27 protein-coding genes and 1 pseudogene are annotated in these 25,904 nt (G+C 59.9%); 22 read left to right on the top strand and 6 right to left on the bottom strand.

Annotation, left to right across the window (positions count from 1 at the left end; translation table 11 throughout):
- Nucleotides 1-7 precede the first annotated feature (7 nt).
- Genes ACA052_RS18510 through ACA052_RS18500 form a run of 3 tightly spaced genes read left to right on the top strand, consistent with a single transcriptional unit; the run spans nucleotide 8 to nucleotide 2,432 of the window.
- The gene (locus ACA052_RS18510) at nucleotides 8-721 is read left to right on the top strand and encodes an ABC transporter permease (RefSeq protein ID WP_497646183.1); all 714 of its coding nucleotides are present in this window, start codon (nucleotides 8-10) and stop codon (nucleotides 719-721) included.
- 5 nt (nucleotides 722-726) lie between these two features.
- A complete protein-coding gene (locus ACA052_RS18505; RefSeq protein WP_497646182.1) occupies nucleotides 727-1,425 on the top strand; it encodes an ABC transporter permease in 699 nt (232 codons plus the stop codon).
- Complete coding sequence (locus ACA052_RS18500; protein WP_497646181.1) at nucleotides 1,425-2,432, top strand: DMT family transporter; 1,008 nt, start codon at nucleotides 1,425-1,427, stop codon at nucleotides 2,430-2,432. Before ACA052_RS18505 ends, ACA052_RS18500 begins: the two co-directional genes overlap by 1 nt.
- Here ACA052_RS18500 and ACA052_RS18495 read toward each other — a convergent pair.
- A pseudogene (locus ACA052_RS18495) lies at nucleotides 2,388-2,873 on the bottom strand (TetR/AcrR family transcriptional regulator); the annotation flags it as partial. The gene ACA052_RS18500 and the pseudogene ACA052_RS18495 overlap by 45 nt on opposite strands.
- Nucleotides 2,874-3,044: 171 nt before the next feature.
- Between ACA052_RS18495 and ACA052_RS18490 the strand changes: the two are divergent.
- Nucleotides 3,045-4,061, top strand: coding sequence for a M14 family metallopeptidase (locus ACA052_RS18490; RefSeq protein ID WP_497646180.1), 1,017 nt, complete (start codon nucleotides 3,045-3,047; stop codon nucleotides 4,059-4,061).
- Nucleotides 4,062-4,200: 139 nt separating this feature from the next.
- On the opposite strand, the gene ppk2 is transcribed toward ACA052_RS18490, so the two are convergent.
- On the bottom strand, nucleotides 4,201-5,094 hold the full coding sequence (gene ppk2 / locus ACA052_RS18485; RefSeq protein WP_497650357.1) for a polyphosphate kinase 2: 894 nt from the start codon (nucleotides 5,092-5,094) through the stop codon (nucleotides 4,201-4,203).
- 899 nt (nucleotides 5,095-5,993) lie between these two features.
- On the opposite strand from ppk2, the gene ACA052_RS18480 reads away from it, so the two are divergent.
- Together ACA052_RS18480 and ACA052_RS18475 are read left to right on the top strand one after the other, a co-directional pair.
- Nucleotides 5,994-6,932: a Ppx/GppA phosphatase family protein gene (locus ACA052_RS18480; protein WP_497646179.1), complete on the top strand. Its 939-nt coding sequence runs from the start codon at nucleotides 5,994-5,996 to the stop codon at nucleotides 6,930-6,932.
- A gap of 39 nt (nucleotides 6,933-6,971) precedes the next feature.
- Nucleotides 6,972-7,430 (top strand): GNAT family N-acetyltransferase, encoded by a 459-nt coding sequence (locus ACA052_RS18475; RefSeq protein WP_497646178.1) that lies wholly within the window; start codon nucleotides 6,972-6,974, stop codon nucleotides 7,428-7,430.
- A gap of 22 nt (nucleotides 7,431-7,452) precedes the next feature.
- Here ACA052_RS18475 and ACA052_RS18470 read toward each other — a convergent pair whose 3' ends face one another.
- Complete coding sequence (locus ACA052_RS18470; RefSeq protein WP_497646177.1) at nucleotides 7,453-7,767, bottom strand: NIPSNAP family protein; 315 nt, start codon at nucleotides 7,765-7,767, stop codon at nucleotides 7,453-7,455.
- Nucleotides 7,768-7,849: 82 nt separating this feature from the next.
- On the opposite strand from ACA052_RS18470, the gene ACA052_RS18465 reads away from it, so the two are divergent.
- Nucleotides 7,850-8,368, top strand: a complete 519-nt coding sequence (locus ACA052_RS18465) for a hypothetical protein (protein WP_497646176.1) — start codon at nucleotides 7,850-7,852, stop codon at nucleotides 8,366-8,368.
- Nucleotides 8,369-8,413: 45 nt separating this feature from the next.
- The gene (locus ACA052_RS18460) at nucleotides 8,414-8,827 is read left to right on the top strand and encodes a DUF1801 domain-containing protein (RefSeq protein WP_497646175.1); all 414 of its coding nucleotides are present in this window, start codon (nucleotides 8,414-8,416) and stop codon (nucleotides 8,825-8,827) included.
- A gap of 390 nt (nucleotides 8,828-9,217) precedes the next feature.
- Here ACA052_RS18460 and ACA052_RS18455 read toward each other — a convergent pair whose 3' ends face one another.
- Nucleotides 9,218-10,075, bottom strand: coding sequence for a helix-turn-helix domain-containing protein (locus tag ACA052_RS18455; RefSeq protein ID WP_497650356.1), 858 nt, complete (start codon nucleotides 10,073-10,075; stop codon nucleotides 9,218-9,220).
- Nucleotides 10,076-10,226: 151 nt separating this feature from the next.
- Between ACA052_RS18455 and ACA052_RS18450 the strand changes: the two genes are divergently transcribed.
- Both ACA052_RS18450 and ACA052_RS18445 read left to right on the top strand, forming a co-directional pair.
- Complete coding sequence (locus tag ACA052_RS18450) at nucleotides 10,227-11,624, top strand: NAD(P)/FAD-dependent oxidoreductase (protein WP_497646174.1); 1,398 nt, start codon at nucleotides 10,227-10,229, stop codon at nucleotides 11,622-11,624.
- Nucleotides 11,625-11,642: 18 nt separating this feature from the next.
- Nucleotides 11,643-12,002, top strand: coding sequence for a cupin domain-containing protein (locus ACA052_RS18445; protein WP_497646173.1), 360 nt, complete (start codon nucleotides 11,643-11,645; stop codon nucleotides 12,000-12,002).
- Between the two features lie 122 nt (nucleotides 12,003-12,124).
- Here ACA052_RS18445 and ACA052_RS18440 read toward each other — a convergent pair whose 3' ends face one another.
- Both ACA052_RS18440 and ACA052_RS18435 read right to left on the bottom strand, forming a co-directional pair.
- Nucleotides 12,125-13,408: a nucleotide disphospho-sugar-binding domain-containing protein gene (locus ACA052_RS18440; RefSeq protein WP_497646172.1), complete on the bottom strand. Its 1,284-nt coding sequence runs from the start codon at nucleotides 13,406-13,408 to the stop codon at nucleotides 12,125-12,127.
- Between the two features lie 98 nt (nucleotides 13,409-13,506).
- On the bottom strand, nucleotides 13,507-14,439 hold the full coding sequence (locus ACA052_RS18435; RefSeq protein ID WP_497646171.1) for a GntR family transcriptional regulator: 933 nt from the start codon (nucleotides 14,437-14,439) through the stop codon (nucleotides 13,507-13,509).
- 275 nt (nucleotides 14,440-14,714) lie between these two features.
- Here ACA052_RS18435 and ACA052_RS18430 point away from each other — a divergent pair, with 275 nt between their 5' ends.
- The 12 genes from ACA052_RS18430 (at nucleotide 14,715) to ACA052_RS18375 (ending at nucleotide 25,892) form a co-directional block, all read left to right on the top strand.
- The gene (locus ACA052_RS18430; RefSeq protein ID WP_497646170.1) at nucleotides 14,715-15,689 is read left to right on the top strand and encodes a polyamine ABC transporter substrate-binding protein; all 975 of its coding nucleotides are present in this window, start codon (nucleotides 14,715-14,717) and stop codon (nucleotides 15,687-15,689) included.
- Between the two features lie 97 nt (nucleotides 15,690-15,786).
- Complete coding sequence (locus ACA052_RS18425; protein ID WP_497646169.1) at nucleotides 15,787-16,647, top strand: ABC transporter permease; 861 nt, start codon at nucleotides 15,787-15,789, stop codon at nucleotides 16,645-16,647.
- Nucleotides 16,644-17,450: an ABC transporter permease gene (locus tag ACA052_RS18420; protein WP_497646168.1), complete on the top strand. Its 807-nt coding sequence runs from the start codon at nucleotides 16,644-16,646 to the stop codon at nucleotides 17,448-17,450. The genes ACA052_RS18425 and ACA052_RS18420 overlap by 4 nt, the downstream gene beginning before the upstream one ends.
- Nucleotides 17,443-18,522 (top strand): ABC transporter ATP-binding protein, encoded by a 1,080-nt coding sequence (locus tag ACA052_RS18415; RefSeq protein WP_497646167.1) that lies wholly within the window; start codon nucleotides 17,443-17,445, stop codon nucleotides 18,520-18,522. The genes ACA052_RS18420 and ACA052_RS18415 overlap by 8 nt, the downstream gene beginning before the upstream one ends.
- A gap of 34 nt (nucleotides 18,523-18,556) precedes the next feature.
- A complete protein-coding gene (locus ACA052_RS18410; RefSeq protein ID WP_497646166.1) occupies nucleotides 18,557-19,840 on the top strand; it encodes a nucleotide disphospho-sugar-binding domain-containing protein in 1,284 nt (427 codons plus the stop codon).
- Complete coding sequence (locus ACA052_RS18405) at nucleotides 19,833-20,201, top strand: cupin domain-containing protein (RefSeq protein WP_497646165.1); 369 nt, start codon at nucleotides 19,833-19,835, stop codon at nucleotides 20,199-20,201. The genes ACA052_RS18410 and ACA052_RS18405 overlap by 8 nt, the downstream gene beginning before the upstream one ends.
- A gap of 129 nt (nucleotides 20,202-20,330) precedes the next feature.
- Complete coding sequence (locus ACA052_RS18400) at nucleotides 20,331-20,675, top strand: cupin domain-containing protein (RefSeq protein ID WP_497646164.1); 345 nt, start codon at nucleotides 20,331-20,333, stop codon at nucleotides 20,673-20,675.
- Between the two features lie 5 nt (nucleotides 20,676-20,680).
- A complete protein-coding gene (locus ACA052_RS18395; RefSeq protein WP_497646163.1) occupies nucleotides 20,681-21,748 on the top strand; it encodes an aminoglycoside phosphotransferase family protein in 1,068 nt (355 codons plus the stop codon).
- Entirely contained in the window at nucleotides 21,735-23,243 is a 1,509-nt protein-coding gene (locus tag ACA052_RS18390) for an aldehyde dehydrogenase family protein (RefSeq protein ID WP_497646162.1), read from the top strand. The genes ACA052_RS18395 and ACA052_RS18390 overlap by 14 nt, the downstream gene beginning before the upstream one ends.
- A gap of 24 nt (nucleotides 23,244-23,267) precedes the next feature.
- Nucleotides 23,268-24,029, top strand: a complete 762-nt coding sequence (locus tag ACA052_RS18385; RefSeq protein WP_497646161.1) for an NTP transferase domain-containing protein — start codon at nucleotides 23,268-23,270, stop codon at nucleotides 24,027-24,029.
- Between the two features lie 11 nt (nucleotides 24,030-24,040).
- The gene (locus tag ACA052_RS18380; RefSeq protein WP_497646160.1) at nucleotides 24,041-25,519 is read left to right on the top strand and encodes an aldehyde dehydrogenase family protein; all 1,479 of its coding nucleotides are present in this window, start codon (nucleotides 24,041-24,043) and stop codon (nucleotides 25,517-25,519) included.
- A 31-nt stretch (nucleotides 25,520-25,550) separates the two neighbouring features.
- Nucleotides 25,551-25,892, top strand: coding sequence for a hypothetical protein (locus ACA052_RS18375; protein ID WP_497646159.1), 342 nt, complete (start codon nucleotides 25,551-25,553; stop codon nucleotides 25,890-25,892).
- The last annotated feature ends 12 nt before the right edge of the window (nucleotides 25,893-25,904 follow it).

The raw sequence follows: 25,904 nt of genomic DNA, 5'->3' as shown, positions 1-25,904 counted from the left end.
GAATGAAATGCCAGCAATGTTCGAGTTGATCAATTTCAGCGAAACAGGATGGGGCGGTGCGCTGCTCAAGGGCCTGTTGATGACCCTGCAGATTTCGGCCGGGGCCTTTGTGGTCGGGCTGTTCATCGGGCTGGTGGTGGCGTGCCTGAAGTTGGGCGCACCCAGGCCGATCGCGGCGCTGATGCGCGGCTACACCACCTTGTTCCGCGCGGTTCCGGAGTTGTTGCTGATCCTGCTGCTGTACTACGTCGGTTCCATGCTCCTCAATTCGCTGATGGCCCGCATGGGTTACGACGCGGTGAATGTCAGCGGTCCCCTGGCGGCGATCCTGGTGCTGGGGCTGGTACAAGGCGCCTACGCCTCGGAGATTTTTCGGGCGGCCATCCAGGCGATTCCCTTTGGCCAGATCGAGGCGGCGCGGGCGTTCGGCCTGAGCGGGTTCGGACTGTTCCGGCGCGTCACGCTGCCAATCATGGCGCCCTACGCGATGGCGGGCATGGCCAATTTGTGGATCAACCTGATCAAGGACAGCGCGTTGATCAGCGTGGTCGGTACCAATGAGCTGCTGTACACCGCCAAGCAAGGCGCGGGTTCGACGCGTCACTACCTGTTGTTCTACCTCACGGCCGCGGCGTTGTATTACGCGGTAACGTTGGTGTCCAACTACCTGTCGGGACGGCTTGAGCGACGCATCCGTCGCTGGATGCCTTTGGCTGAGTGAATGAAATGATTCCAGCGTGGATAGTTGAATACGCGGCGCTATTGGTCCGGGGACTGCAAACGACCATCACCATTTTGTTGATCTCCATGGTGTTCGGTTTCGTACTCGCGGTGCTGGTGGCGCTGGCGCGGATCTCAAAGAACAAAGTGATCGCCAAGGCCAGCCTGTTCTACACCAGCGTCTTGCGCGGTACGCCGTTGCTGATCCAGATCTACATTTTCTACTACGGGCTCGGCAGCCTGTTTGCGCAGTTTCCGCTGATACGCGGCAGTTTTCTCTGGCCGTATCTGCGTGACGGTTACTGGTACATCGTGTTTGCCCTGGTACTGTCGGTGGGCGCTTACGTGGGCGAAGTGATTCGCGGTGGCCTGCTGGCGGTGCCCAAAGGCGAGATGGAAGCGGCGTCGGCCTTCGGCATGACCCCGCGCCAGTCGTTGCTGCGGGTGCGCTTGCCGCGGGCGATGCGCTTGCTGTTGCCGACCCTGGCCGGGGAGACCGTGATGTTGCTGAAGTCCACGGCGCTGGCGTCGACGATTGCGATCATCGACCTGCTGGGCGCCGCGAACGTGGTGCGGGCGCAAACCCTGCAGGTCTATGAGCCTTTGCTGCTGGTGGCAGGGGTATATGTCTGCCTGACATTCATGATCGAGTCGCTGTTTGCCTTTGCGGAACGGCGCGGGACGCCGATTCGCAGGTCGGTGTAATGACTGCGCCACGGATCGTCGACCGCTCGTTGCAGGGCATTGGCCTGTGCACCTTGGGCTACGCGTTCCTGGCGTTGCAAGACGCGGTCATCAAATGGTTGGTGGCCGATTATTCGGTGGTCAGCATCCTGTTCTGGCGCAGCCTCGTGGTGGTAGTCGCTTGCCTGGTGGCAGGGCGTCTGCGCCTGGTCAGGCGGGCCTGGCGCTCGTCCAGCCGACGCTTGTTGGTGGTGCGGGGTTTGCTGTCGCTCGTGGCCTGGCTGCTGTATTACACGGCGGCGAGGGATCTGACCCTGGCGGAAATGACCACGCTGTATTTTTCGGCACCGATCATGGTCACGGTGTTGGCGGCGGTGATTCTCAAGGAGCGCGCCAGCGGCTGGCAGTGGTTTTCGCTGATCATCGGTTTTGTCGGGGTGATCATCGCCTGCCGCCCGAGCAACATCACCGATCCCTTGCCGATTGTGCTGACGCTGCTGGCTGCGATGTGCTGGGCGTTCACCTACATCCAGTTGCGACAGGTGGATGAGCAGACGTCAGTGCTGGAGCAGATGCTGATCACCAACGTGGTGTTCGTCATTTGCATGACCGTCGCGCTGCCCTGGACTCACACGCCGGCACCGACCCCGGCCTGGCTGGGAATGGTCGGGGCCGGGGTGGTGGGGGGCATCGGCCAGTTCTTGCTGTTCGCCAGTTTTCAGCGCGCCACCGCGACCCTGTTGGCGCCGTTCGAGTACACCGGGCTGATTTGGGCCTTCGCGCTATCGAGCCTGATCTGGGGCACCCTGATGGACGTGTCGTTGATCATCGGTGCCGGTCTGATCGCCGTCAGCGGCACCCTGGCGATGATCTTCGGGCGCCATCCATCACACGACGTCGTCGGCGCTGAATGCTCCGTGACGCAATCCCTTTACCCAGCAACGACAGATATGGAGGCCGTTGGCGGGGCTGAAGGTTTCGGGGTTCAGGCACCACTCGATCCAGAGTCCGTCGAGCATCGCCGATAAACCGATGGCGGCCAGGCGGGTGTCGTGGATCACAAAACCTTCGCTGGCCGCCAGGTCATCGAGCAGTTGGCACAGCAGATCGAGGTAGGCGCGATAGCTTTTTTCATGAGACTGGCTGACGTATTCGGAGTGACGAATCAGGCTCCAGAACACCACCCAGGCGCCGAGTAATTTCGGGTCGAGCACCCGCGGTGAAAACGAGCCGGTGAGGAACGCGTCCATCTTTTCGGCCGGTGTGCCGGCCTGGGCGATTTCCAGGTGCAGGGCACTGGTCAGTTCGCTCGCGAGCTTTTGGTACGTGTCGGCAATCAATGCATCGATGCTGCCGAAATGGTGGTTGAGCAGGCCAACAGACACCCCGGCCTCGGTGGCGATGCGTCGCACGGAAATGCCGGCGTGCCCATCGCGGACCAGGCAGCGCAAGGTGGCGGCAACCAGCATCTCACGGCGCTCATCGGGTTCAGCGCGACGGTTTTTTGCAGGAGTGGTTGTCACAAGGGAATCCTTGGATGCAGTGCCTGGTTGGCGAGCTTAGTTGAACGCACGTTCAATCACCAGCCTCGGCGGCGGTGACACAGTGGTTTTAAACGGTCATGACAGGAGGACAAGCGGATGGCGCAGGATATTTCGTTCAGTGTTCGCAACAACAACGGTGGCACGGTGCAGGTCGGTGCCTGGCGTTTCGAGGGCGATGGCAGCGGGCCGACCGTGCATTTGCAGGCTGGTGTACATGCTGATGAAATCGCCGGGATGCTGGTGCTGCACCTGTTGATGCAGCGCCTTCAAATCGCCGAGGCTGAGGGCCGGATCAAGGGCAACATCACGGTGGTGCCACAGGCCAATCCGTTGGGCATTGGGCAGTTTCGCCAAGGGCGGATTCTCGGTCGTTATCACGATGCCACAGGCCATAACTTCAACCGTGCGTTCGACCAGTCGGCGGCCATGGCCCAGCCTTCGACCAATGTCCAGGAATGGCAAAAAAGCCTGGTGCAACTGGCGTCCTCGGCGCAGGTCATGCTCGACCTGCACACCGACGACGAAGCCTTGCCGTACCTCTACGTGCACCGCAGCTTCTGGCCCCGTGGCCGCGAACTGGCGGCGGCGATGAAAATGGACGTGGCGATCATCTGGGATGACGGCGGCGACGGCTCTTTCGAGGAAACCATCATCGCGCCCTGGCTGCGCGATGGCATCACCGACAAACACATGGCGGCAACGCTGGAGCTGCGCGGGCAAGGCGATGTCAGCGACCGGTTTGCCGAGCAGGACGCCGAGGGGCTGTATGCCTGGCTGTGTGGGTGTGGGGTTATCGACGAGGCCATGACGCCCGGCGACTGGCCCGTTGAAGCGGTGGAGATGGGCCATATGGAAACCCATCTGGCGCCGCAACCTGGCGTGCTGATCTTTGAAAAAGAACTGGGCGACTTCGTCGAAGAAGGGCAGCGGTTTGCGCGGATTTTGCGACGCCCGGGTGATCCGAGTTCCGAAGTGGTGCTAGTGGCTGAACAGGCAGGACGTATGGTGACGCGCTATCGGGACCGGCTGGTGTCACAGGGCATGGGGGTGGCGAAATTTACCGGCAGCCGCACATCGCGCAACTGGAGCGGCGGGCTGTTGGACCCGAACTAGCGGAAAATACCTGCGCGGGGAATGCCCCCTGTAGGAGCTGCCGCAGGCTGCGATCTTTTGATCTTGAAAATCAAAGTCAAAAGATCGCAGCCTGCGGCAGCTCCTACAGAGGTCATTCCCCGAACGGGCGCACGCTGTCTCAATACACCTGCGGCACAATGATTTCCGGCGGCGTCGGATTGCGTGAGTAATCTTCCTGCCGCTCGCGTTCCGGTAATTCGATCACCGCCTGTTCGACCTCTTCATAAGGCATTTGCCCAAGCAGATGGCTGATGCAGTTGAGGCGGGCTTTTTTCTTGTCGTCCGCTTGCACCACCCACCACGGCGCTTCGCTGATGTGGGTGCGTTCGAGCATGATTTCCTTGGCCTTGGTGTAGGCCTCCCAGCGGCGTCGGGATTCCAGGTCCATGGGGCTGAGTTTCCATTGCTTGAGCGGGTCATGAATGCGACTGAGGAAACGCAGGTGCTGTTCCTGGTCGGAGATCGAGAACCAGTATTTGATCAGCTGAATACCCGAGCGCGCGAGCATCCGTTCGAACTCCGGTACGGTGCGAAAGAACTCTTCATATTGGTCGGCGTTGCAAAAACCCATGACTTGCTCGACGCCCGCGCGGTTGTACCAACTGCGGTCGAACAACACGATTTCGCCGGCGGCTGGCAGGTGCGAAACGTAACGCTGGAAGTACCACTGGGTGCGTTCGCGGTCATTGGGCGCGGGCAGGGCGGCCACCCGGCAGACCCGTGGATTCAGGCGCTGGGTAATGCGCTTGATCACGCCGCCCTTACCGGCAGCATCGCGGCCCTCGAACAGAATCACCACTTTGTGCCCGGTCTTCACCACCCAGCTTTGCAGCTTCACCAGCTCGCCTTGCAGGCGGAACAGTTCGCTGAAATAGCGGCGTCGCTCTTCCCTTTCGCTGCTGTCGCCGACGTGCTCATCGAACAACGCGTTGAGGTCGTGATCGTCCTCCAGCAGTTCCAGTTCCAGCTCTTCGTCACTGTGATCGAGCAGCTCGCGGTGGATGCGTTGCATCAGGGTATCGTTGGTCAACAGCATGGTGGGAACTCCCGACGAGGGTGGAAGTGGCCATGCTAAGCCTGTGGATGTGACGGGCTGGTGACGGTGTAATGCTGTTCACTTAAAAAGGTTTTGGATCCGGTAGTGTGCATATCCGTTTTTGCTTTGATGGCGGCTATTGGTTCCGCCCTTACGGCGGGTCACTTGGAAGAGCTCCAAGTAACCAAGGGCTTCTGCCCCTTTCGTTCGGTGCCTCGCTGTGGCTCGGCATGCCCTCGCTCCGGTCCTGCTCCGTGGGCCCGCCGCGATCGGCCATCCATGGCCGTGCGCGGCTGTGCGTCCAGATCAAAAGCGGAAGGCGAGCTAACGCTCGGCCTGATGAATGGTGAGGCGCGGGTGTCATATTGATCGTTGGTGTGTGGTGACGAACAAAAATCAAAAGATCGCAGCCTTCGGCAGCTCCTACATCGATCCCTGTAGGAGTTGCCGAAGGCTGCGATCTTTTGATCTGGCTGTTGCTTTAGATCTTGATCTGCCCCGTCGGAAGGCCGAGTGGAGGTTCTGCGCAGTGGGCAACCCGGCATGGATGGCGGCGGGCCCACGGAGCAGGACCGGAGCGAGGGCATGCCGAGCCACAGCGAGGCACCGTACGTCAGGGGCGCGGGCGCTTGGAACCAATACCCCTCATTACCGCAAAAACGGATATACACACTGTCCCCATCCCACGAAGACATTCCCCCTCACCAAAGATTTCAGAGCCACTCCAAAGTGAACAGCATAACGGTGAAGGCTGATGCAAAAATGGGAGGTGTCATCGGAGTGTCACCTACGGCGTGGCAGGATCTTCACAAACCGACTTATACGCTCAGCGGAATTCCGTCTGCTGGCTGATGCATCTGCCAGGAATCCCCACTATGAAAGGCGACGCCTCCCTGTTTGCGGCCATTGACCTGGGGTCCAATGCATTTCGCATGATGATCGGTCAGTCGGTGCGACGGAATCAGCAGTGGGTGATCCAGGAAGTGAAAACCCTGCGTGAGCCAGTGCGCCTGGCAGAGGGATTTCGGGCCGGGGCGCTGGACGAGTTGGCGCTGGATCGGGGATGGCAGGCGCTCGCGCGATTCGGCAAAAAACTGCGTGGCTTTGAGGCGGGTCGCGTACGGGCCGTGGCGACCAGCGCGGTGCGTGAAGCCGACAATGCGCAACTTTTCCTCGCCAGTGCCGAGCGGCACTTGGGCTTCAGTATTGATGTCATCTCCGGGCACGAAGAGGCCCGGCTAGTGTATGCCGGCGTGGCCCACACGCTACCGGCCGCGCAGGACATGCGACTGGTGCTGGACATCGGCGGCGGCTCCACGGAACTGATTCTCGGGCGGGGGGCTCAGCCGCTGATCACCGAAAGCATTGCCATTGGCAGCGGCACCTTTGGTGCACGTTACTTCCAGGGCGGCAGCATCACTGCACATGCGCTGCAGGAGGCCGAGCGCGTTGCCACGCTGCAATTCGAAAAAGTTGCACGTCGCTACCGCGAGCTGGGTTGGCAGCAGACCATCGGCTCGTCCGGCACCGCGCGGATGCTGGCCAAAGTGCTCAAGGCCAACGGGCTGAACGACTACGGCCAAATCGGAATCACCTACAGCGGCCTGCTGCGGCTGTCGTTGCGCCTGCTCGAAGTGGGCCATGTCAAACAACTCAAACTGGCAGGATTGCAGAGCCATCGACTCAGTATCTTGCCCGGCGGCCTCGTGGTTATGCTGGCCGCGTTCAAGGTATTCGGGATTTCGCACATGACGCCTTCGGAACCCGGCCTGAGGTTTGGTGTGCTGCATGGGTTGATCCATAAGAGCTGCTAGGCTTGGTTGTTGATCTCATCCACCGAGTGAACCCCTGTCATGGCTGTCCAAGTCCTGCGCGCCGACGCAACCCACCTCGATAAAATCGCCAGCCTGTTCGACGCCTACCGAGGCTTCTACGGCCAACCTTCGAACCTGACGCAGTCCCGCGACTTTATCGCCGAGCGTATCGCCCGGGATGAATCGGTGATTTTCTACGTCCAGGACGCCACGGGTGAGGCGCTGGGTTTCGTCCAGTTGTACCCGACGTTTTCCTCCATCGATGCGCACCGCACCTGGCTGCTCAGCGACCTGTTCACCACACCCTTGGCCCGCGGGCGAGGTGTCGGGACGTTGCTGATGAACGCCGCGCGCGACTTTGCGCTGGCGACCGGCGCCAAGGGCATGGTGCTGGAAACAGCCACGGATAACGTCGGGGCGCAGCGCTTGTATGAGTCCTTGGGCTACGTGCGCGATCCGGGTTACTACACCTATTGCCTCGATTTGAGCAAAGGCTGAGCCTTTGCATCAAGTGGCGCGGTCAGGCGCGGTCACCCAACACCGGCCTGAAGAACGTCCGTTCATAGCTGAGGATGCACTTAGTGTCCTGGGCATACTTGAAGGCCGCGAGGCAGTCCGCGTCCTTCATCGAGTCTTGGCGATAGCGCTCGTAGGCTGAAAGGCTGGGAAAGGTGAACATCGCCATCGCGATATTGTTAGCGCCTTCGGACGGCAGGAAATAGCCGTGATGCGTGCCACCAAATTTTTCAACCAGTGGAATCCACAACAGCGCGTAGTGTTCGAACGCTTCGATCTGGTAGGGATCCAGCACGTATCTCAGGTGACAAGTGACCATTGTTTTCTCTCTTGGGTTATTGGGGAAATCGTCAGTGGCGTGAACTAGACTTTGCCTCAGATTTCTCTGGAGGTCTCTAGCGATGAGCGCCTTTGAGGTTTACTGGTTTCCCGTCATCGACGCGGCCGGCAGCACGGTTTTTGGTGTGTTGCTGTCGCCATGGTGGGCTAATTACCAGAGCACCCGGGCCTACCGGCGCGAGGACAACTATCTCGGAGACTGGGAGTCCACATGGCAGGACGCTGATGACCCGAAAAAATGGGTCACCGAGAAAGTTAAAGTGGATGTCGCCAAGGGGCGATTCCGGTTGTTGAATTCCGACAGTGAGGGCGGTTACCTATGGCAGGGCACCTGCGATATCTATGACAAGCGTTATCTCTACGGCACCTGGAAGTCGCGAAAAAATGCCGCACACTCGACGGGCGTGTTCAGCTTCCTGACGCTGCCTCAAGGACAGGTTCTGGTCGGTCAGGCGTTGGGTCAGGACCGCAATGGTGTCGCTCGAACGTCAGACTGGATCCTTGCACGAAAACCAGAGGGTCTTGATGAAGGGAAGAAGTGGCTGGTCGAGCATGCGACTTACTATCACGGTGATGCTTGATCGCTGCCGGCAACCGACAACCCCCCGAGGAGAAGGATGACCATTATGAACAAAGAGAAAACCGAGGAGGGCGTCTCTGCCTCCAGTCTGATAGACGGCAGAATCAAGGAACTGACCGATTGGCGGGGCGAGACGCTGGCGCATATCCGGGCGCTGATCCGCGAGGCCGATCCCGACGTGGTCGAAGAGTGGAAGTGGCGAGGCGTACCGGTGTGGTCGCATGCCGGCATCCTCTGCACCGGCGAAACCTACAAGAGCGCGGTAAAGATGACCTTCGCCAAGGGCGCCTCGCTGGAGGACCTTTCAGGTCTCTTCAACTCAAGCCTCGAGGGCAATACCCGGCGGGCAATTGATGTGCATGAGGGCGATAAAATCGATGAAAAAGCCCTGAAGACGCTGATTCAAGCGGCCGTGGCGCTGAACACCGCCAAAAAAAGACCGGCGACTCAATCTGTGTAGGAGCTGCCGCAGGCTGCGATCTTTTGACTTTGCTTTTAAAGATCAAGGTCAAAAGATCGCAGCCTGCGGCAGCTCCTACAGCGACCGGGTGTTGGCGATAGAATTTTTCCGATTTTGCGCGCGTTCCGCTGGATGAAATCGGTCTAAAAATGCCCTGGCCCGCCTTTGAGCCGTTGCTATCCTTGAAGGTGTAGGTGAAGACGCAGACTGATGCGCAAAGCGGATAGCGAGGAGACGCGGGGTAGCGTTCCGAAGGGTACACGGTTAGAAAGATCTCCGCGCTGAGATCCAGCCCTTATGCCGTGTGAAGCAGGACAGCACAAAACTGTTCTGTGGGAGGCCTGATAAACCTTGTAAGCCGGAGACCAGCACTGGCCACCTACTCGATTTTCAAAGCCCGCCTTGTGCGGGCTTTTTCATGTCCGCACGTTCGAATTGTTGTAGCCAGGCCTTTGGCGAGCACCCGGTTTTTTGTTTGAAACAGCGGTAAAACGTCGACAGCGAGTTAAAGCCCGAAGCGCGGGCAATCTCGTCAATTCGTGAGGCGTGGCGTTGCGCATTCAGCTGTTCAAGGGCTTCATCGAGACGCAACTGATTGAGGAAGCTGTAGAAGGTTTGCCCCCGAACCTGGTTAAGGAAGAAGGAGATCTGGTTGCGCGAATACCCGGTCGATGCCGCCACATGAGAAAGATCCAGCGTGGGATCGAGATAAGGCTTCGACTGCTCGAAATATTGCTGCAAGTCATTGGACAGCGCGCCCACCTGACGGGCCGACAACCCCAGGCGGCTGACGGCGTCTGCGCTGTAGCGCGGGCGTGGTCCCGGTGGAACATCACGGACCAACACCGCATGTTCGTTGACTTTGACAATCAACCCGTCCTTGACCGAGAGGGCTTCAATTGCCCGGAATGACACCAGGCCATCGCTGCCCTTGAGCGTCACCCGGTACTGCAAGAACGCCGTATCACCATCGATCCGCAAGCGGTCGGTGTAAGTCTGAAGTTCCTCCAATCCCAGGGGCATGCTCGCGCCAAGGTAGTCGCGCAATTGCGCGTGTTCGATCGTGCAGTTCTGGAAAAAATCGTTGTACTCGATGGTTGGGTGATAGAGCGCCATCACGCCGTCCAGGTCCCGCCGCTTCCAGGCTTGGTGATAGCGCACCGCAACTTCATGAGTGTGAGCGCTCGCAGAGTCCGCGAGAAAAGTGGGGGTAGTGGGTAAGTCTGATACTTCCACGACAAGCTCCATGCGCAGATCAGGCAACGTCATGCGCAGAGTATTCCAGAAGCGCTGTTTTTCCGCCCGTGTCCGCTGCAATGTTTGCCGCCTCCTCTTGCCTGTGAAAACGCTTGCGATTGCTTTAGCGTCAGCCCATGAATTTTTTGCGGAGCATGCGTGCATGACATTTCACAGCGCGAACCGGTCCCTGGCTGACGCCCGGCCCTATCCGTTCTGGCAGGAGACGCGACCGCCAACGACCGTCGCACCGAGGCTCACGGGCGACGTGGTGTGTGACATCGCGATAGTCGGTGGCGGATTTGTCGGCCTGTGGACGGCGTTACTGGCTCGTCAACGCTGGGCTGACGCCACCATTGTCGTGCTCGATGCCGGGCAGTGCGGTGGTGAGGCCAGCGGACGCAACGGCGGGTTCTGCGCCCCGAGTATTTCCCATGGCGTGTCCAATGCACTGAAACGCTGGCCCCAAGAAGCGGAGCAATTGGTGCGGCTGGGAAGGGAAAACCTGGTGGCGTTCGAGGAAGACCTTCAGCGTTACGGCATGGACGCAGCATTCGAACGATCCGGAAAGTTGAACGTGGCGAGCCAGCCCTGGCAAGTGGAAGGGCTGCGGGCGATGCAGAAGAATTACGCGCACTTTGGCATTGACTGCGAATTTGTCGAAGGCGATGAACTCAAGTCGCTGCTGGATTCACCCGCTTATGTCGCCGGGGTATTCGAGCCCAATTATGCGTTGCTGAACCCGGTCAAAATGGTCTCGGAATTGCGGCGTGTGTGCCTGGAGCAAGGTGTGCAGCTGTTCGAGCATTCAGCCGTGACCGAATTGCGGACGGAGGGTCATCATCAGCGATTACAGGCTGGTTTGGGCAGCGTCAAAGCCGCCAAAGTTGCTCTGGCCACCAACATTGCACCGCCGCTTCTAGGAGCGTTGAAGTCGGCCGTCATCCCCATTTATGACTACGCCCTGACGACCCAGCCCCTTGAGGACGAACAACTGCGTGCCATTGGCTGGGTCGGGCGTTACGGCATTGCCGACAGCGGCAATCAGTTTCATTACCTGCGCAAAACCGAGGACAACCGCATTCTCTGGGCGGGCTACGATGCCATCTACCACTACGGGAGCCGGCGCGACGAAGCGTTGACGCAACGCCCCGAAAGTTTCGCAACGTTGGCGCGGCAATTTCAATCAGCGTTTCCGGTATTGGCCGACGTCATGTTCAGTCATGCCTGGGGAGGCATCATCGATACTTCGGCGCGCACCACGATGTTCTGCGGAACATCATCCGAAGGGCGCATTGCCTACGCGCAGGGCTTTACCGGGCAGGGCGTGTCTGCCAGTCGTTTCGCCGCATTGACCCTGCTTGATTTGCTCGAGGGCAAATCCACCGAACGCACGAAACTGGCCATGACCTCGACTGCACCTTTTCCGTTTCCACCAGAGCCTTTGCGTTATGTAGGCGTGTCGCTGGCGCAACGTTCACTGGCGCGCGAAGACCTCACAGGGCACCGCGACTGGCTGCTCAAAGGGTTTGACGCGCTGGGTATCGGTTTTGATTCTTGAACGGTATAGAGAATGAACATGAGTAAACCTGAGCACATCATCGATTTCACGAACCCCGATTTGCCGGTGATCGAGTTGGAAACCAGTGATCCCGATTGGGTCGATATCCCCTATCGCAGCCGCAGCTGGCGGCACTTTGTGGCGCCGGAGAAAAAAGCCGTCGCAGGCATCTGGGAAGCACCGGAGCACCTCGAACGGTGTGAATGCGACTACGACGAGCTGTGTCATTTGCTCGAAGGACACGTTCGGTTGACCGACAGCCATGGCAACAGCCAGGAGTTCAAGGCCGGCGCGACATTTGTAGTCGCCGCCGGGTTCAAAGGCACCTGGGAAAACCTGAGCCCGGTACGCAAGGTGTTCATGATCCTCAGGGGCTGAGGTTTGAGTCCACGCTCCTTCAGCTGTACCCATTTCTTGTAGGAGCGAGCTTGCTCGCGAAAGTGGTACGGCCAGCGACATTTCTGCTGGCTGGAAGTAAATCATCGCGAGCAAGCTCGCTCCTACAAGGGAGGCAGTGTCAGGATCGCTCGTGCGGCTATGTCGGTGCCGCGGGTTGCCTGCATGTTTTTGCTGATCGCTTCTAGGCGCTGTTTCATCGATTGATCGGCCAGCAGCTGTTCGAGGGCGGCGGGGAGCGCAGCCAGCGGATTGTCGAAGCGTGGCAAATAGCGGCCGACACCGACTTCCTCGGCGCGCGCGGCGTTGTCGTGACCGTCCCAGCAGTAAGGAATGATCAGCGACGGCAATTCAAAATACAGCGCTTCGCAGAAGCTGTTGTTGCCACCGTGGTGGATGAACAGCTGGCATTCCTTGAGTACGGCAGGCTGTGGAAACCAACTGTCCAGGTACACGTTGTCCGGGACGGTGGTGTACATGTCCCGATAGGCGCCCACGTTGATGAGGAAGCGATAGGGCAAAGTTTCGATGGTGCCGATCAGACGCTTGATCATGTCGGTATCGGCGGCGCCGAGGCTGCCGAAGCTGATGTAGATCAGTGGTGCGTCGTTGTGCCGTGGGAAGTCGGGAACGATGTAAGGCGCCTCGCGGCGAACGCAACCGTCGAGGTACACATAGCGTTGCGCGTCCAGCGGCGACTGGCGTTCATAACGCACCGGCGTCGGCGACAGCAACAGGTTGAGCCACGGTGAATCGATGAGGAACTGGCCACGCGGGCAGGGTGCCGTGCCGTTGCTCGCGAGAAACTGCGAAAAGCGTTCATGCGCCGGCGCTACGGCTTTTTGGTAATGCTCGGCAAAATGCTCGCGGGCATCCGTATCGCTGGCCAGGCAGCCTGACAAATAAGGCGGCACGGCGGCATCCGGCAGTTCGGTCTCGGCGCAGGAAACCATTCGCACCCACGGGCATCCCGCGTTGGCAATGGCGGGGAACATGACCACGTTGTCGAGGACGATGACGTCCGGTTTCAGGCGGCCGAGTAGCTGCTGCAGCGGCTTTTCCGCTTCGATCGCCGTGTCGATGATCGCTTCCCAGGCCGGCGCCACGTAGCTGTCGATCTGTGCCAGTGGAGTCTGGTCAAAGTAGGGAATGTTGCGCTCGATAAAGCGTTCCCAGTAATGCTGGTGTTCCGCCGCCGACAATGGGCTGGCTTGCGGAATCGGGTACTCGTCGAATCCGTATTCGGCGAAGAGTCCCTGAAAATGTTCGTGGCAGATGAAGACCGGTTTTGCTCCCAGCTCACGCAGCGATTGGGCGATGCCAATGCAGTTCAAGGCCGCGCCGAAACTGGCTTCCGGAAACAAGGCGATAAGTTTTTGTGTGTGCATGGCGAAAGAAGTCCATGGCGGGTAAAGCCCGCTGCTCCTGAAGATGACTGGATGCTGTCTTATTTCATAAAAAAAATCATCATGTTTTTTTGAGCTAATCAACGACGCCCGAGCATCTGGCCCTGCGGGATGCCGCGGTTGGCCGTTTGCGGCCGCTGTGCGGCGCTGAGGCGCAGGTGCAGGCGCAGCAGGTCGGCGGCGATCTCCAGCTGTCCGCGTTCGATGTGCGCAATGATTTGCAGGTGCTCGCGCAATGCTTCCTGCAGGCGGTGCACGCTAACGGTCGGCAACAGGTTCGGTAAGCGCCGAAGGCTCTGATGCTGGAGCAGGGCATCACCGATAAAGCGGTTGCCGCAGCTCTGGCCGAGCAGTTCATGGAAGCTGATGTCCAGCTCGCGGAACTGCTGGATATCGAAATGTTCCACCGGGCTCGAGAGCAGGAGTTGCATGGCGCCGCGCAGCAGTGCCAGGCGTTGCGGGTCGGCGTTGAAGTGCGGGCTGAGCAGGGCTTCCGGCTCCAGAATCAGGCGGAATTTCAGGCTTTCTTCGAGGGCGGCAAGACTATTCAACGATGGCCGAAACAACCAGGACTGGCCGGGACCGCGCTCGATGGCCTGGTTTTCACTCAGTTGTTGCAGGGCTTTCTGTGCGGCCGGTCGACCGATGTCGTAGCGGCGCATCAGTTCGCTGATGCTAATGCTGTCCCCAAGGCGTCCGGCCATGCGATCACGCAGGACCGAGGTCGCCAGTTCTTCTTCCTCGGCTTGTGGCAGTGCGGCATTGAACGTCTGGCCGGTCGGTGGTGCGAGCAGCCGATAGCCTTTGCCGGCTTCATGGCTGAGCAGGTTTTCTTCCAGTAGCACTTTCAATGCGCCACGAATCAGCGTGCGCGACACCTGGAACACCCGCGCCAGCGCTTGTTCGGCGACCGGATCGCCGGCGACCAGCCCGGTTTCCTGGGTGTGCTCCAGAATCCGCCGGGCGAGTTCCAGGTGATTGGTGCGAGGTTTTTTCTCGGGTGTTGTGCTCAAGCGTCTTATCTCTTTTGGTCGCATCGGACTCAGGTGCTCATCTTAAGCCATGCATCGCAAAACCGTCAGGCGCAAAAAAACCGTTGACATCCCATCGTGCTGGTCCTAATTTCTAAAAAAAAACACAAGCAATCGTTTCTCTTTTTGCCGTACTGCCTTCGAACACAACAATAAACAATCGTCGGGTGAGTATTATGAGAAAGCTGAAAGGCCTTATGTGTCTGGGATTGAGCGTCTCCCTGGCGATCGCATCACAGGCTGCAAGTGCAAAAGACATGGTGATTTCGATCTGGGACGGCTACATGGCCCCGGATGCGCTGGACAAGTTCAAGGCAGCCAGCGGCGTTGACGTCGACAAGGCGCTGCACGCGACCAACGAAGAAATCATGGGCAAGCTGATGGCGTCTGGCGGTGAAGGCTATGACGTTGTGTTTGTCTCCTCGCCCTTCGCCGAAGTCCTGCACAAGCAGGGTCTGCTGGCCGATATCGATCCGGTCAAAGTTCCCAATCTCAAAAACCTCTACCCCGAAGCCAACAAACTCGCATATGACCCAGGCAACCATTACTCGGTGCCGTACACCTGGGGCACGACCGGTATCTGTTACCGCTCCGACAAGGTCACGCCAGCGCCGCTCAGCTGGAACGAACTGCTCAATCCAAGCGATGCGCTCAAAGGCAAAGTGACGATGCTCGCCACTGACCGCTGGATGCTCGGGGCCGGTTTCCTGGCCAAGGGCTGGTCGGTCAACGACAGCGATCCAAGCCACATCGCCGCCGTACGCGACCAACTGATCGCCACCAAGAAACGCATCCTCGCGTTCGACGACACCACCTTTTACTCCAAGCTTGCTTCCGGCGAATCGCTGATGGCGCACGCCTGGGATGGCTGGTGCAACTACGGTACCCAAGCCAACGCAGCCATCAAATTTGTCGTGCCCAAGGAAGGTTCCGACCTGTGGGTGGACACCATGGTCGTGCTCAAAAGCTCGAAGCATCAGGAAGAGGCATTCAAATTCGTCAACTTCATGCTCGCCAAGGAAAACCACGTCTGGGTCGCTGAAAACATCCTCTACAAAATCCCCAACCAGGCCGCAATGGCCGGTTTGTCCGCTGACCTGCTCAAGCAATACCCCAATTTGACGATCGCCCCAAGCGAGCTGTTGAAGCTGGAGCAGTTGCGCGATCTGGGTGGCACCACGCAAAAAGCCTACACCCGGGCTGTCACCGAAATCATGGCGGCGCAGAACTAAGCCTTAAAAAACGTAAGCCGCTTCGATCCGAGGCATGCCCGGCATGCCTCGCCACGCTCGCAAGCCGCCTCTGTTCGGGGGCGGGAGGATATGGGTAATGAGTGCTTTGCATGCTGACAGGCGTCTGTCGGCCTGGCTTCTTGCGCCCGGCTTTGGCTGGCTGCTGATATTTCTGGTGGTGCCGTGCGTCCTGGTGCTGGTCTACAGCTTCGTCGAACGCGGTGCCTACGGCGGTATCGACTGGCTGTTTACCTGGGAAAACTACCAGCGCGCGTTTGATCCGCTGTACCTCGGCATCCTGCTCAAATCGGCCAAGATCGCCGGGCTGGCGACGGTGTTTGCGGTGCTGATCGGCTACCCGGCGGCGTACGCCATTGCCCGCGCACCCAGGCGCCGGCAAGCCGTGTTCCTGTTTCTGGTGATGCTGCCATTCTGGAGCAACTACCTGATCCGCACCTATGCCTGGATCGTCCTGCTCAATCGCGAAGGCCTGATCAACCGCCTGCTGCAACTGTTCGGCTACAGCGGCGAACCGATCAGCTTGCTGTACACCGAAGCGTCGGTGGTGCTGGGGCTGGTCTACAACTACATCCCGTTTGTGATCCTGGCGATTTTCTCCTCGCTGTCACGCATCAACAACGAACTCTGGGACGCGTCGAAAGACCTCGGTGCCTCGGGTTGGATGACCTTTCGCCGGATCATCCTGCCGCTGAGCGTGCCCGGTGTTGCGGCCGGCGCGGTGTTTGTCTTCGTCCTGAGCATCGGCAACTTCATTACGGCCGACCTGTTGGGTGGCAAGCAGGTGCAGATGGTCGGCAACCTGATCTACTCGCAATTCCTCACGGCGCGGGACTGGCCGTTCGGTGCGGCGCTGAGTTTCTTCCTGATCGCGATCATGCTGATTCTGTTGTTCGTCCAGGCATTGGTTGCCCGTCGTGCAGAAGGGGGCCGCGCATGAGCCAGTCACGTTCAGTGGGCGGCACCGTGCTCAGCACGCACCTGGGATTGGTGTATGCCTTTCTTTATGTGCCGATCCTGGTGCTGATCCTGTTGTCGTTCAACAAGTCCGGATTGCCGACCGCCTGGGGCGGTGTTTCGCTGAAGTGGTACGTCTCGCTGGCGCACAACTCGGCCATTCTGTCGGCGGCCCTCAATACCTTGATCGTCGCGCTGTCGGCAACGTTCATTGCCTGCGTACTGGGGACGTTCCTCGCCTTGGGCATCGAACTGCGCCGCAAAGACAATGACAAGGGGCAAGTGGTCGACACCCTGTTGATGGCGCCGATGATCATTCCCGACATCGTCCTGGCGATTGCGCTGTTGAGCTTCTTCAACTTGCTCAAGGTCGGGCTGGGCCTGCACTCGATCATCATCAGCCACGCCGTGTTCAACATCGCCTTCGTCTGCGCGGTGGTGCGCACACGGCTCAAACACTTCGACTATTCGATTCTTGAAGCCTCGATCGACCTGGGTGCGAGCTGGTTAACCACGTTTCGCCGGGTGCTGTTGCCAGCGATTTTCCCCGGCGTGCTGGCAGGCGGTTTGCTCTCGTTCACGTTGTCGGTGGACGAATTCATCATTGCCTTTTTCAACTCCGGTTCCGGCCAGGCTTCCACCACGTTGCCGATGCAGATCTACGCCATGATCCGCTTTGGCGTCACCCCGGAAATCAACGCCCTGGCGACGCTGGTGATGCTGGTCAGCATCACCGCGCTGCTGGCTTCGCAGCGTCTCAACAAGGCTCCTCGCACCCATGAATAATTCATCTGCGGTACTGATCCTGGACAAGGTCAGCAAGTCTTATGGCAATGGTCTGGCGGTTGACGAGGTGTCGCTGAACATCCGCGAGAACGAGTTCTTTGCGTTGCTGGGGCCGTCCGGCTGCGGCAAGACCACGCTGTTGCGCATGCTCGCCGGCTTCGAGACCCCCAGCGCCGGTTGCATCTATCTGGACGGCAAGGACATCTCGCCACTGCCGGCCAACAAGCGTCCGCTGAACCTGATGTTCCAGTCCTATGCGTTGTTTCCCAACATGACCGTGCGCAAGAACATCGCTTACGGACTGGAAATGGAGCGTCTGCCCGAGTCGGAAATCCGCCGTCGGGTCGATGAAGTGCTGAGTACCGCGCAGCTCGGTGAACTGGCCGAGCGCAAACCGGATCAGCTGTCCGGTGGTCAACGGCAGCGCGTCGCACTGGCGCGGGCGCTGGTCAAGCGGCCACGGGTGCTGTTGCTCGATGAGCCGTTGGGCGCGCTCGACAAAAAGCTCCGGGAAAAAATGCAGCTGGAACTCAAGCGCCTGCAACTCGAAAGCGGCATCACCTTCATCATCGTCACCCACGATCAGGAAGAAGCGCTGGTGATGTCGGATCGCATGGCCGTGCTCGATGGCGGCAAAGTCTGCCAGTGCGGCAGCCCGACCGAACTCTATGAAAACCCCAACAGCCGTTTTGTCGCCAACTTCATTGGCGTCAGCAATCTGTTTGAAGGCGTGCGTTCGGGGGAGCACTCGGTCCGCGTCAACGGCCAGGAGCTGACTGTCGACACCGATGCGCCGCTGGTGCCGGGTCAGAAGGTTGCGGTGGTGGTGCGTCCCGAACGCTTGCAGGTGTTGATGGAGCAGGGCGGCGATTGCGCCAACCAGGTGACCGGCAAAATCGTCGAAATCGCCTATCACGGCCTCGACACCAACGTGCATGTGCAGACCACCCTCAGTGACAAAGCCTTGATCGTCCGGGTGCCGTCCTCGCAGTTCGAATTCGCTCATTTTGCTATCGGCATGAACATCCGGCTGGGCTGGCAGGCTCGCCACGCCCGCGTATTGACGCGCTGAACAATAAAAAAAGACCAGGCAGGAGTACCTCTCGATGAAACAGAAAGTGATCGCCTTCTTTCCGGAAGCCGCTTATGGCCCGGCATTGAACTCAGTCGGTATCGCCCAGGCTTGCGAAGCCCTGGGCCACAAAGCGGTATTCCTCACCGACCCCGGCATGAGCGGGGTGTATGCCGGCTATGGGTTTGAAGAGCACATGGTCAACATGTCGGCACCGATGCCCGCCGAAGAAATGGCCCGCTACTGGGTCGATTTCATCAACGGCCACATTCCCAACTTTCGCAAATCCCCGCTCGATCAAATCGACAACTACGTGAAGGAATGCTGGGCCGCCATCGTCGACACCGCAAAATGGGCGCAGAAGGATTTGCCGGCCGTGCTGGACAAGGTCAAACCCGACCTGATCTGCGTTGACAACGTGATCCTGTTTCCGGCGATCAAGCAATACGGCAAGCCTTGGGTGCGGATCATTTCCTGCTCGGAGAACGAGATCGAAGACCCGGATATCCCGCCACACCTGTCGGGCATGAGCGTCGACGACAAGGCCGGCCACGCTCAGTTTCGCCAGCGTTTCGAGGAGGTGGTCGGGCCGATTCACGAAGACTTCAACCAGTTCCTGCAAGCCCATGGCGAGCAGCCGTATCCGCTTGGCACGTTCTTCGAGGCGTCGCCTTACATGAACCTGTTGCTGTACCCGGACGCGGTCAAGTTCGAGCGCCGTCATCCATTGCCGGCTGAACGTTTCCATTACCTGCAAGGGTGTGTGCGTCACGACACGACGTACGAGATTCCACCGTTTCGCGCCAACAACGACAAGCCATTGCTCTACGTCAGTTTCGGCAGCCTCGGTTCTGGCGACGTCGACTTGCTCCAGCGGCTGATCAGTGCCGTGGGCAAGTTGCCTTACCGTGCGTTGTTCAATGTCGGTGAGCACCTCGATGAATACCCGAACCTGCCCGACAACGTGCTGATCTCCAACTGGTTCCCGCAGCCGTCGGTGATTGCCCAAGTCGATGCGGTGATCCACCACGGCGGCAACAACAGCTTCACCGAATGCCTGTTTTTCGGCAAACCGGCGATTGTCATGTCCTACGTCTGGGACGGCCACGACAACGCCATGCGTGCCGAAGAAAGCGGTCACGGTTTTAAACTCGATCGTTACGAGTGGAGCGAAGCGCAACTGGCGGAAAAACTCGCCGCGTGCCTCAACGATGAGGCGATGCGCCAACGTTTGCAGGACACCAGCGCACACATGCAATCACGCAAAGGGCCAGCAGACGCCGCCGACATCCTCGACAAGGTGCTTAACGATGCCTGATCAAAACACCACGGCGGGTACTACGCCGTATCTCGAAGCCGTCAGCAGTCGCATCGATCTGGTGGACTGGGGCGTGCAGAGCGACGCCGTCGAAGGCGTCTCGCATTCCAGCGGACGGCTGCTGTTCAAGGGCCCGAACAACAGTCCCGAAACCGGGTTGTGGGTGTGCACGCCTGGCCGCTGGCGGCTGTCGATTCCCCGTGACGAGCTGTGCCACTTCATCGCCGGCGCCGCCACTTACCGCAATGACAATGGCGAAGTGATCGAAGTTCGTCCCAACACGCTGGTGCTGTTCCCGGCCGGCTGGACCGGCGAATGCCATGTCCGGGAAACCCTGCGCAACGTGTACATGCTGGCCTGAACCCTGTAGGAGCTGCCGCAGGCTGCGATCTTTTGATCTTGCCTTTAAAAGATCGAGATCAAAAGGTCGCAGCCTGCGGCAGCTCCTACAAAGACCAGATATGAACCTGATTTTTTTGGAGAACAACACATGACTACCCCGTTTCTGTACGACCCGCTGAGCATCACTGACGTTAAAGACTGGGGCGTGATCCCGACCATGCTCGAAGGCGAATCCCGCGTCTCTGGCGTGGTGCTGCACAAAGGTCCCGAAGGCCAGTCCGAGTGCGGTGTGTGGATCTGCACGCCGGGTAAATGGTTTTGCCACGTCACCAGCGACGAGTTCTGCCATTTCCTCGAAGGCCGTTGCACTTACGTCCACGAATCCGGCGAAGTGATCGAGATCAAGCCCGATACGGCAGCCTTCTTCGGCAAGGACTGGAAAGGCGTGTGCACCGTCCATGAGACGGTGAAAAAGGTCTACATGATCCGGTGATTGCCATGACTGAGACACAGGCGTCATCGCCAACCCGTGAGGACCAGCGCGCAGCCTTTCTGGCCCGCGCCGGCTTCGCCGAGGCGCAATTGATCGCGCTGCCGGCGGATGCTTCCACGCGGCGCTATTTTCGCTTGAGCGGCGAAGGTTTGCTGCTGATGGATTCGCCACCGCACAGCGAACCGATCGCCCCGTTTGTGCTGGTAGCCCGTCACTTGCAGGGGTTGGGCCTTTCCGCGCCGGCCTTGTTGCAGGTCGACGAAGAGGCCGGGTTGGCGCTGATCGAAGATTTTGGTCACGACACCTACACCCGTCTGCTGGCGGCCGGGCATCCGGAATCGGCGCTGTATCGGCTTGCGGTCGATGCGCTGGTGACGTTGCATCGCGCGCCGCTGGCAACAGAAATAGCGCCATACGATGCCAGGCAACTGAGTGACGAGTATGCGCTGCTGATTGACTGGTACATCCCGCTGCTGATTGGCAAGGACGCGGCGCTGGACGTGCGCGAGTCGTTTCTGGCGCTGTTCGCCGAGGCCTGTGGCGATGTCGCGCAGCGTCGCGAAGCGCTGGTGTTACGCGACTTTCACGTCGACAACCTGATGCTGCTGAAAGGCCGCCAGGGCGTTGCCGCCTGCGGTCTGCTGGATTTCCAGGACGCCTTGCTCGGTGCGGCGGCGTACGACTTGATGTCGTTGCTCGAAGACGCTCGCCGCGATGTGCCCGAAGCATTGCGCGTGGCGCTGCTGACGCATTACTTGATGCAACGACCGGAGCTCAACGCGCCGCGTTTTCTTGAGGATTACCGGCGGCTGGCCGCCCAGCGTCATGCCAAGGTGCTGGGGATTTTTGTGCGCCTGGCCGGCCGCGACGGCAAGCACGGTTACCTGGCGCATCTGCCACGCACCCTGGGCTTGTTTGTTCGAGCGCTGGACGCCGATGCCTTTGCGCCGTTGCGCGCCTGGCTCAACGGGCATGTGCCGGGTTGGCAGGATGAGTTGCCGCCCGCAACCCTGGCTGCGTTGCGCGAAACCCCTTATCGATTGGTTCAAGGATCATCCCATGGCCACCTTTAACACAGACACCGCATTGCGTTTTATCAACTCCGAATTTTTGCCGCTGGGCAATGACCGCGTGCGCGACGTGCTCGATCCGGCGACGCTGCAACGTGTCGGGCAGGTCGGCCTGTGCGACGAGGCAGACGTGCAAGCCGCCGTCGAGGCCGCCACCGCCGCGCAAAAACAGTGGCGACTGATCGACGCGAAAAGCCGTGCCGCGCGCTTGCATCAGTTGGCCAATGCCATTGAGCAGGATGTCGCGTGCAACCGCGAAGTCGCACGGTTGATGACCCTGGAAATGGGCAAGCCGTTTCCCGAAGCCATGGGCGAATTGGCCAACTGCGCGCCGATCTTTCGCTACTACGCGGAAATGGCCCGCGACGATGCCGGCAAGGTCGCCGGCACCACGCAAATCGGCTCCTTTCAGCATGTGCGGTATGAGCCGTATGGCGTCAGCGTGCACATCATGCCGTTCAACTTTCCGATCCTGTTGATGTGCTGGACGGTCGCGGCCTCGTTGGCGGCGGGCAATGCCTGCATTGTCAAACCGGCGGAAGCCACGACGCTGTGCACACTCAAGTTCATGGAGCACTTCACCTCACTGTTGCCGGGGCTGGTGTCTTGCGTGCCGGGCGATGCGCTGACGGCGCAGTTGCTGGTGAAGTCGGCCGGAACTCATGCGGTGGCTTTTACCGGCAGCGTCGCGGCGGGCAAAGCGGTGGCGGTGGCGTGTGCGGAACAGATGAAACCCTGTGTCATAGAAGCCGGTGGCAGCGACCCGCTGATCATCTCCCGGCACGCGCCGCTTGAAGTCGCAGCGGCGGGCGCAGTGACCGCCGCGTTCCACCTGAGCGGGCAGATTTGCACCTCGGCAGAACGCTTCTACGTGGTCGATGAGGTCCACGATGAGTTCGTCGAAAAGTTCGCCGAACGCACCCGTGCGTTGCGCATCGGTCATGGCCTGGAGCGTACCGAAATCGGGCCGATGGTCAGCGAAGCCGCGCGCAACAAAGTCATGCGCCTGGTCGACGATGCCTTGGCCAAAGGCGCGACATTGATCTGCGGCGGGCGGATCCCACCGCAACACACCGTCGGCTGGTTCTATGAACCGACCATTCTCACCGGCGTGACCGGCGACATGGCGATTCTCCAGGAAGAGTGTTTCGGACCGGTCGCGGCGATCTGCCGAGTCAGCGATTTCGACGAAGCGGTGCGCCTGGCCAATGACTCGCCGTTCGGGCTTGGCGCGTCGCTGTTCACCACCGATCTTGCCGAAGCCATGGAGGCTGCCGAGCGTCTCGAAGCCGGGATGGTCTGGGTCAACAACCCGCTGATCGACAACGACGCCTTGCCGTTTGGTGGCTGGAAGATGTCCGGCCTGGGGCGCGAACTCGGGCGCCAGGGCCTTGAAGCGTTCCGGCGCTCGAAAATGGTCATCATCGATCACCAGCCGAAGATTCAGGACTGGTGGTATCCGTATGCCGACGATGCGTTCTATCGCGATCAGGCTTGAGTTGCCGCCACAGGAGGGGATCGTATGAGCGACAACGTTTCCTGGCCCACCCTGGCGGTGATTCTCGCCGCCGGGCAGGGCACTCGCATGCAATCGCCGCTGCCGAAGGTCATGCATCTGGTGGGCGACCAGCCGTTGCTTGGTCACGTGCTGGCGGCGGTCGAGGCGGCGGATGTCGAGCACTGCGCAGTAGTGGTGGGCGCTGGCAGTCGGTTGGTGGCCGAGTATGTGAATCAGGCCGCGCCGAGGGTGCGCACGTTTACCCAGAATGAACAGCTGGGCACGGCACACGCGCTGCTCGCCGCCCGGCCCGCATTGCAGGCCCATGAGCAGGGCTGCGTGCTGGTGCTGTTTGGTGACTCACCGTTGATCACCGCGCAGACGTTGTTGCAGCTGCGTCAGGCGTTGATCGAGGGGGCTGCCGTGGCGGTCGCCGGGTTTCACACCGAACAGCCAGGCCCTTACGGGAGACTGCTGGTAGAAGGAGGACGTTTGCTGGCGATTCGCGAAGCCAGGGACGCCAGTCCACAAGAACTTGAGGTCAATTTCTGCAACGGCGGGGTGATGGGTTTACGCGCCGACACCTGCCTCTGGCTGCTCGACCGGATTGGCAATCAGAATGCCCAGGGCGAGTATTACCTCACCGATGCGGTGGCGGTGGCCAACAACGCCGGCCTGCCCGTCACGGCGGTGGAGGTGGATGAGGCCGAGGTGCTCGGGGTCAATGATCGTGAACAATTGCAGGCAGCCGAACAGCTTTTCCAGCAGCGTCGATGCCGCCAATGAAGGAGTGTGCCATGGGTGATTATCAACGGCTGTACATCGGTGGCGAATGGATCGCTCCGGTACAGCGTGGGGTTTTCGAGACGCTTGACCCCAGCGACGAATCGGTTCTGGCGCAGGTCGCCGCTGCCACGGCGCAAGACATCGACCTGGCCGTCGCCGCCGCGCGCAAGGCCTTCGACGAAGGTGACTGGCCACGTTGGACCGGCGCGCAGCGGGCGCATGTACTACGGCGAATCGCCGAGGGCATCCGCACGCGTCAGGACGAACTGGCCGCCATCGAAGTCCGCGACAACGGCAAGCCACTGCCGGAAGCGCTGTGGGACATCGCCGACACCGCCGGTTGTTTTGACTTCTATGCCGGGCTGGCCGAAGGCTTGGATCAACACAGCGAACAGTCGATCAGCGTACCGGATGAGCGCTTCAGTTCCTCGGTGATCAAGGAGCCAGTGGGCGTGGTCGCGGCAATCATCCCATGGAATTTCCCGATGCTGATGGCGTCGTGGAAAGTCGCGCCTGCGCTGGCGGCCGGCTGCACCGTGGTGCTCAAACCTTCAGAACTGACGCCACTGACGGCCCTTGAACTGGCGAGCATTGCCGATCAGGCAGGCTTGCCGGCCGGAGTGCTGAACGTCGTCACTGGACTGGGGCGTGAAGCCGGAGCCCCGCTGGCCGAACACCCGGACGTGGACAAGATCGCCTTCACCGGCAGCGTGCCGACCGGGCGCAAGATCATGCAGGCAGCGGCGGCCGAGATCAAAAACATCAGCCTGGAGCTGGGCGGTAAATCGCCCTTCGTGATCTTCGCCGACAGTGACCTCGATGCGGCGGTGGAATGGATTCTGTTCGGGATTTTCTGGAATCAGGGCCAGGTCTGTTCGGCCACCTCGCGCGTATTGGTGGAGCGTGCGTTGTATCCGGCGCTGCTGGAACGATTGATTGTTGCCTCCGAGCAGATCCAGATCGGTCATGGTTTTACCGACGGCGTGAAACTCGGGCCGCTGGTGAGTCAGGGGCAACTGGACAAAGTGCTTGAGGCCATTGCGGCCGGTCTGCGGGAGGGCGCCCGACTGGTCTCGGGCGGCACTCGTCCGGCCCATCTGCACAAGGGTTACTACCTGACCCCGGCGATTTTCGCCGATGTGCCGGAACAAGGTTCAGTGTGGCGCGAAGAGATCTTCGGCCCTGTGGTGTGCCTGCGTGCGTTCGACACCGAAGCCGAAGCGATTCGCCTGGCCAATGACTCGCCGTTTGGTCTGGCGGCAGCGGTCATGTCCCGCGACCTCTCGCGTTGCGAACGCGTCGCCCGACATTTTCGCGCCGGGATCGTCTGGGTCAACTGCTCGCAACCGACCTTCGTCGAAGCACCCTGGGGCGGCTACAAGCAGAGCGGTATCGGCCGCGAGTTGGGTGAGTGGGGCTACAACAATTACCTCGAAACCAAGCAAATCACCCGATACAACGGCGAAGCGTGGGGCTGGTATCTGAACTGAACCTCACCCTGTAGGAGCGAGCTTGCTCGCGATGGACGACAACGATATCGCGTGCTGTCTGAATGAGCGCGTTCTCCTGACGTTTTTCGCGAGCAGGCTCGCTCCTGCAAGGGTTTCGGCTACGTTGCCCTCAGGTATCCAGGTCAATTACGCAGGCTTCAGCAAAATCAGGGTTTTCATTCACGCCAAGATGGGCACTGCATTTCTTGCCTGCAAAGAGTCCGCAGCAAGTCCCGCCCATCGCAAAGCCCTTTCGTTGAGACAGCCGGGATCCACGACGCTCCCTGATTCGTCACGAAAGTGGCAGGCGTTGATGGACGAAATCGTCGGGGAAATGCCGAAAATCTTGGGTAAATATTGTTTGCATGGGTGAGCGACGTATTCA

The organism is Pseudomonas sp. LBUM1644 (assembly GCF_059716195.1).
The sequence above is the reverse complement of the archived record's forward strand: the minus strand, read 5'-3'. Positions and strand labels throughout refer to the sequence as shown.

Excerpts from the sequence above, each read along its gene's own strand:
- ACA052_RS18440 (WP_497646172.1), bottom strand. The coding sequence starts at position 13,408 with ATGCACACACAAAAACTTATCGCCTTGTTTCCGGAAGCCAGTTTCGGC.
- ACA052_RS18465 (WP_497646176.1), top strand. The coding sequence starts at position 7,850 with ATGAGCGCCTTTGAGGTTTACTGGTTTCCCGTCATCGACGCGGCCGGC.
- ACA052_RS18380 (WP_497646160.1), top strand. The coding sequence starts at position 24,041 with ATGGGTGATTATCAACGGCTGTACATCGGTGGCGAATGGATCGCTCCG.
- ACA052_RS18420 (WP_497646168.1), top strand. The coding sequence starts at position 16,644 with ATGAGCCAGTCACGTTCAGTGGGCGGCACCGTGCTCAGCACGCACCTG.
- ACA052_RS18450 (WP_497646174.1), top strand. The coding sequence starts at position 10,227 with ATGACATTTCACAGCGCGAACCGGTCCCTGGCTGACGCCCGGCCCTAT.
- ACA052_RS18390 (WP_497646162.1), top strand. The coding sequence starts at position 21,735 with ATGGCCACCTTTAACACAGACACCGCATTGCGTTTTATCAACTCCGAA.
- ACA052_RS18385 (WP_497646161.1), top strand. The coding sequence starts at position 23,268 with ATGAGCGACAACGTTTCCTGGCCCACCCTGGCGGTGATTCTCGCCGCC.
- ACA052_RS18500 (WP_497646181.1), top strand. The coding sequence starts at position 1,425 with ATGACTGCGCCACGGATCGTCGACCGCTCGTTGCAGGGCATTGGCCTG.
- ACA052_RS18410 (WP_497646166.1), top strand. The coding sequence starts at position 18,557 with ATGAAACAGAAAGTGATCGCCTTCTTTCCGGAAGCCGCTTATGGCCCG.
- ACA052_RS18395 (WP_497646163.1), top strand. The coding sequence starts at position 20,681 with ATGACTGAGACACAGGCGTCATCGCCAACCCGTGAGGACCAGCGCGCA.
- ACA052_RS18445 (WP_497646173.1), top strand. The coding sequence starts at position 11,643 with ATGAGTAAACCTGAGCACATCATCGATTTCACGAACCCCGATTTGCCG.
- ACA052_RS18475 (WP_497646178.1), top strand. The coding sequence starts at position 6,972 with ATGGCTGTCCAAGTCCTGCGCGCCGACGCAACCCACCTCGATAAAATC.
- ACA052_RS18425 (WP_497646169.1), top strand. The coding sequence starts at position 15,787 with ATGAGTGCTTTGCATGCTGACAGGCGTCTGTCGGCCTGGCTTCTTGCG.
- ACA052_RS18415 (WP_497646167.1), top strand. The coding sequence starts at position 17,443 with ATGAATAATTCATCTGCGGTACTGATCCTGGACAAGGTCAGCAAGTCT.
- ACA052_RS18460 (WP_497646175.1), top strand. The coding sequence starts at position 8,414 with ATGAACAAAGAGAAAACCGAGGAGGGCGTCTCTGCCTCCAGTCTGATA.
- ACA052_RS18405 (WP_497646165.1), top strand. The coding sequence starts at position 19,833 with ATGCCTGATCAAAACACCACGGCGGGTACTACGCCGTATCTCGAAGCC.
- ACA052_RS18430 (WP_497646170.1), top strand. The coding sequence starts at position 14,715 with ATGGTGATTTCGATCTGGGACGGCTACATGGCCCCGGATGCGCTGGAC.
- ACA052_RS18510 (WP_497646183.1), top strand. The coding sequence starts at position 8 with ATGCCAGCAATGTTCGAGTTGATCAATTTCAGCGAAACAGGATGGGGC.
- ACA052_RS18455 (WP_497650356.1), bottom strand. The coding sequence starts at position 10,075 with ATGGAGCTTGTCGTGGAAGTATCAGACTTACCCACTACCCCCACTTTT.
- ACA052_RS18400 (WP_497646164.1), top strand. The coding sequence starts at position 20,331 with ATGACTACCCCGTTTCTGTACGACCCGCTGAGCATCACTGACGTTAAA.
- ACA052_RS18470 (WP_497646177.1), bottom strand. The coding sequence starts at position 7,767 with ATGGTCACTTGTCACCTGAGATACGTGCTGGATCCCTACCAGATCGAA.
- ACA052_RS18505 (WP_497646182.1), top strand. The coding sequence starts at position 727 with ATGATTCCAGCGTGGATAGTTGAATACGCGGCGCTATTGGTCCGGGGA.
- ppk2 (WP_497650357.1), bottom strand. The coding sequence starts at position 5,094 with ATGCAACGCATCCACCGCGAGCTGCTCGATCACAGTGACGAAGAGCTG.
- ACA052_RS18490 (WP_497646180.1), top strand. The coding sequence starts at position 3,045 with ATGGCGCAGGATATTTCGTTCAGTGTTCGCAACAACAACGGTGGCACG.
- ACA052_RS18375 (WP_497646159.1), top strand. The coding sequence starts at position 25,551 with ATGGACGACAACGATATCGCGTGCTGTCTGAATGAGCGCGTTCTCCTG.
- ACA052_RS18480 (WP_497646179.1), top strand. The coding sequence starts at position 5,994 with ATGAAAGGCGACGCCTCCCTGTTTGCGGCCATTGACCTGGGGTCCAAT.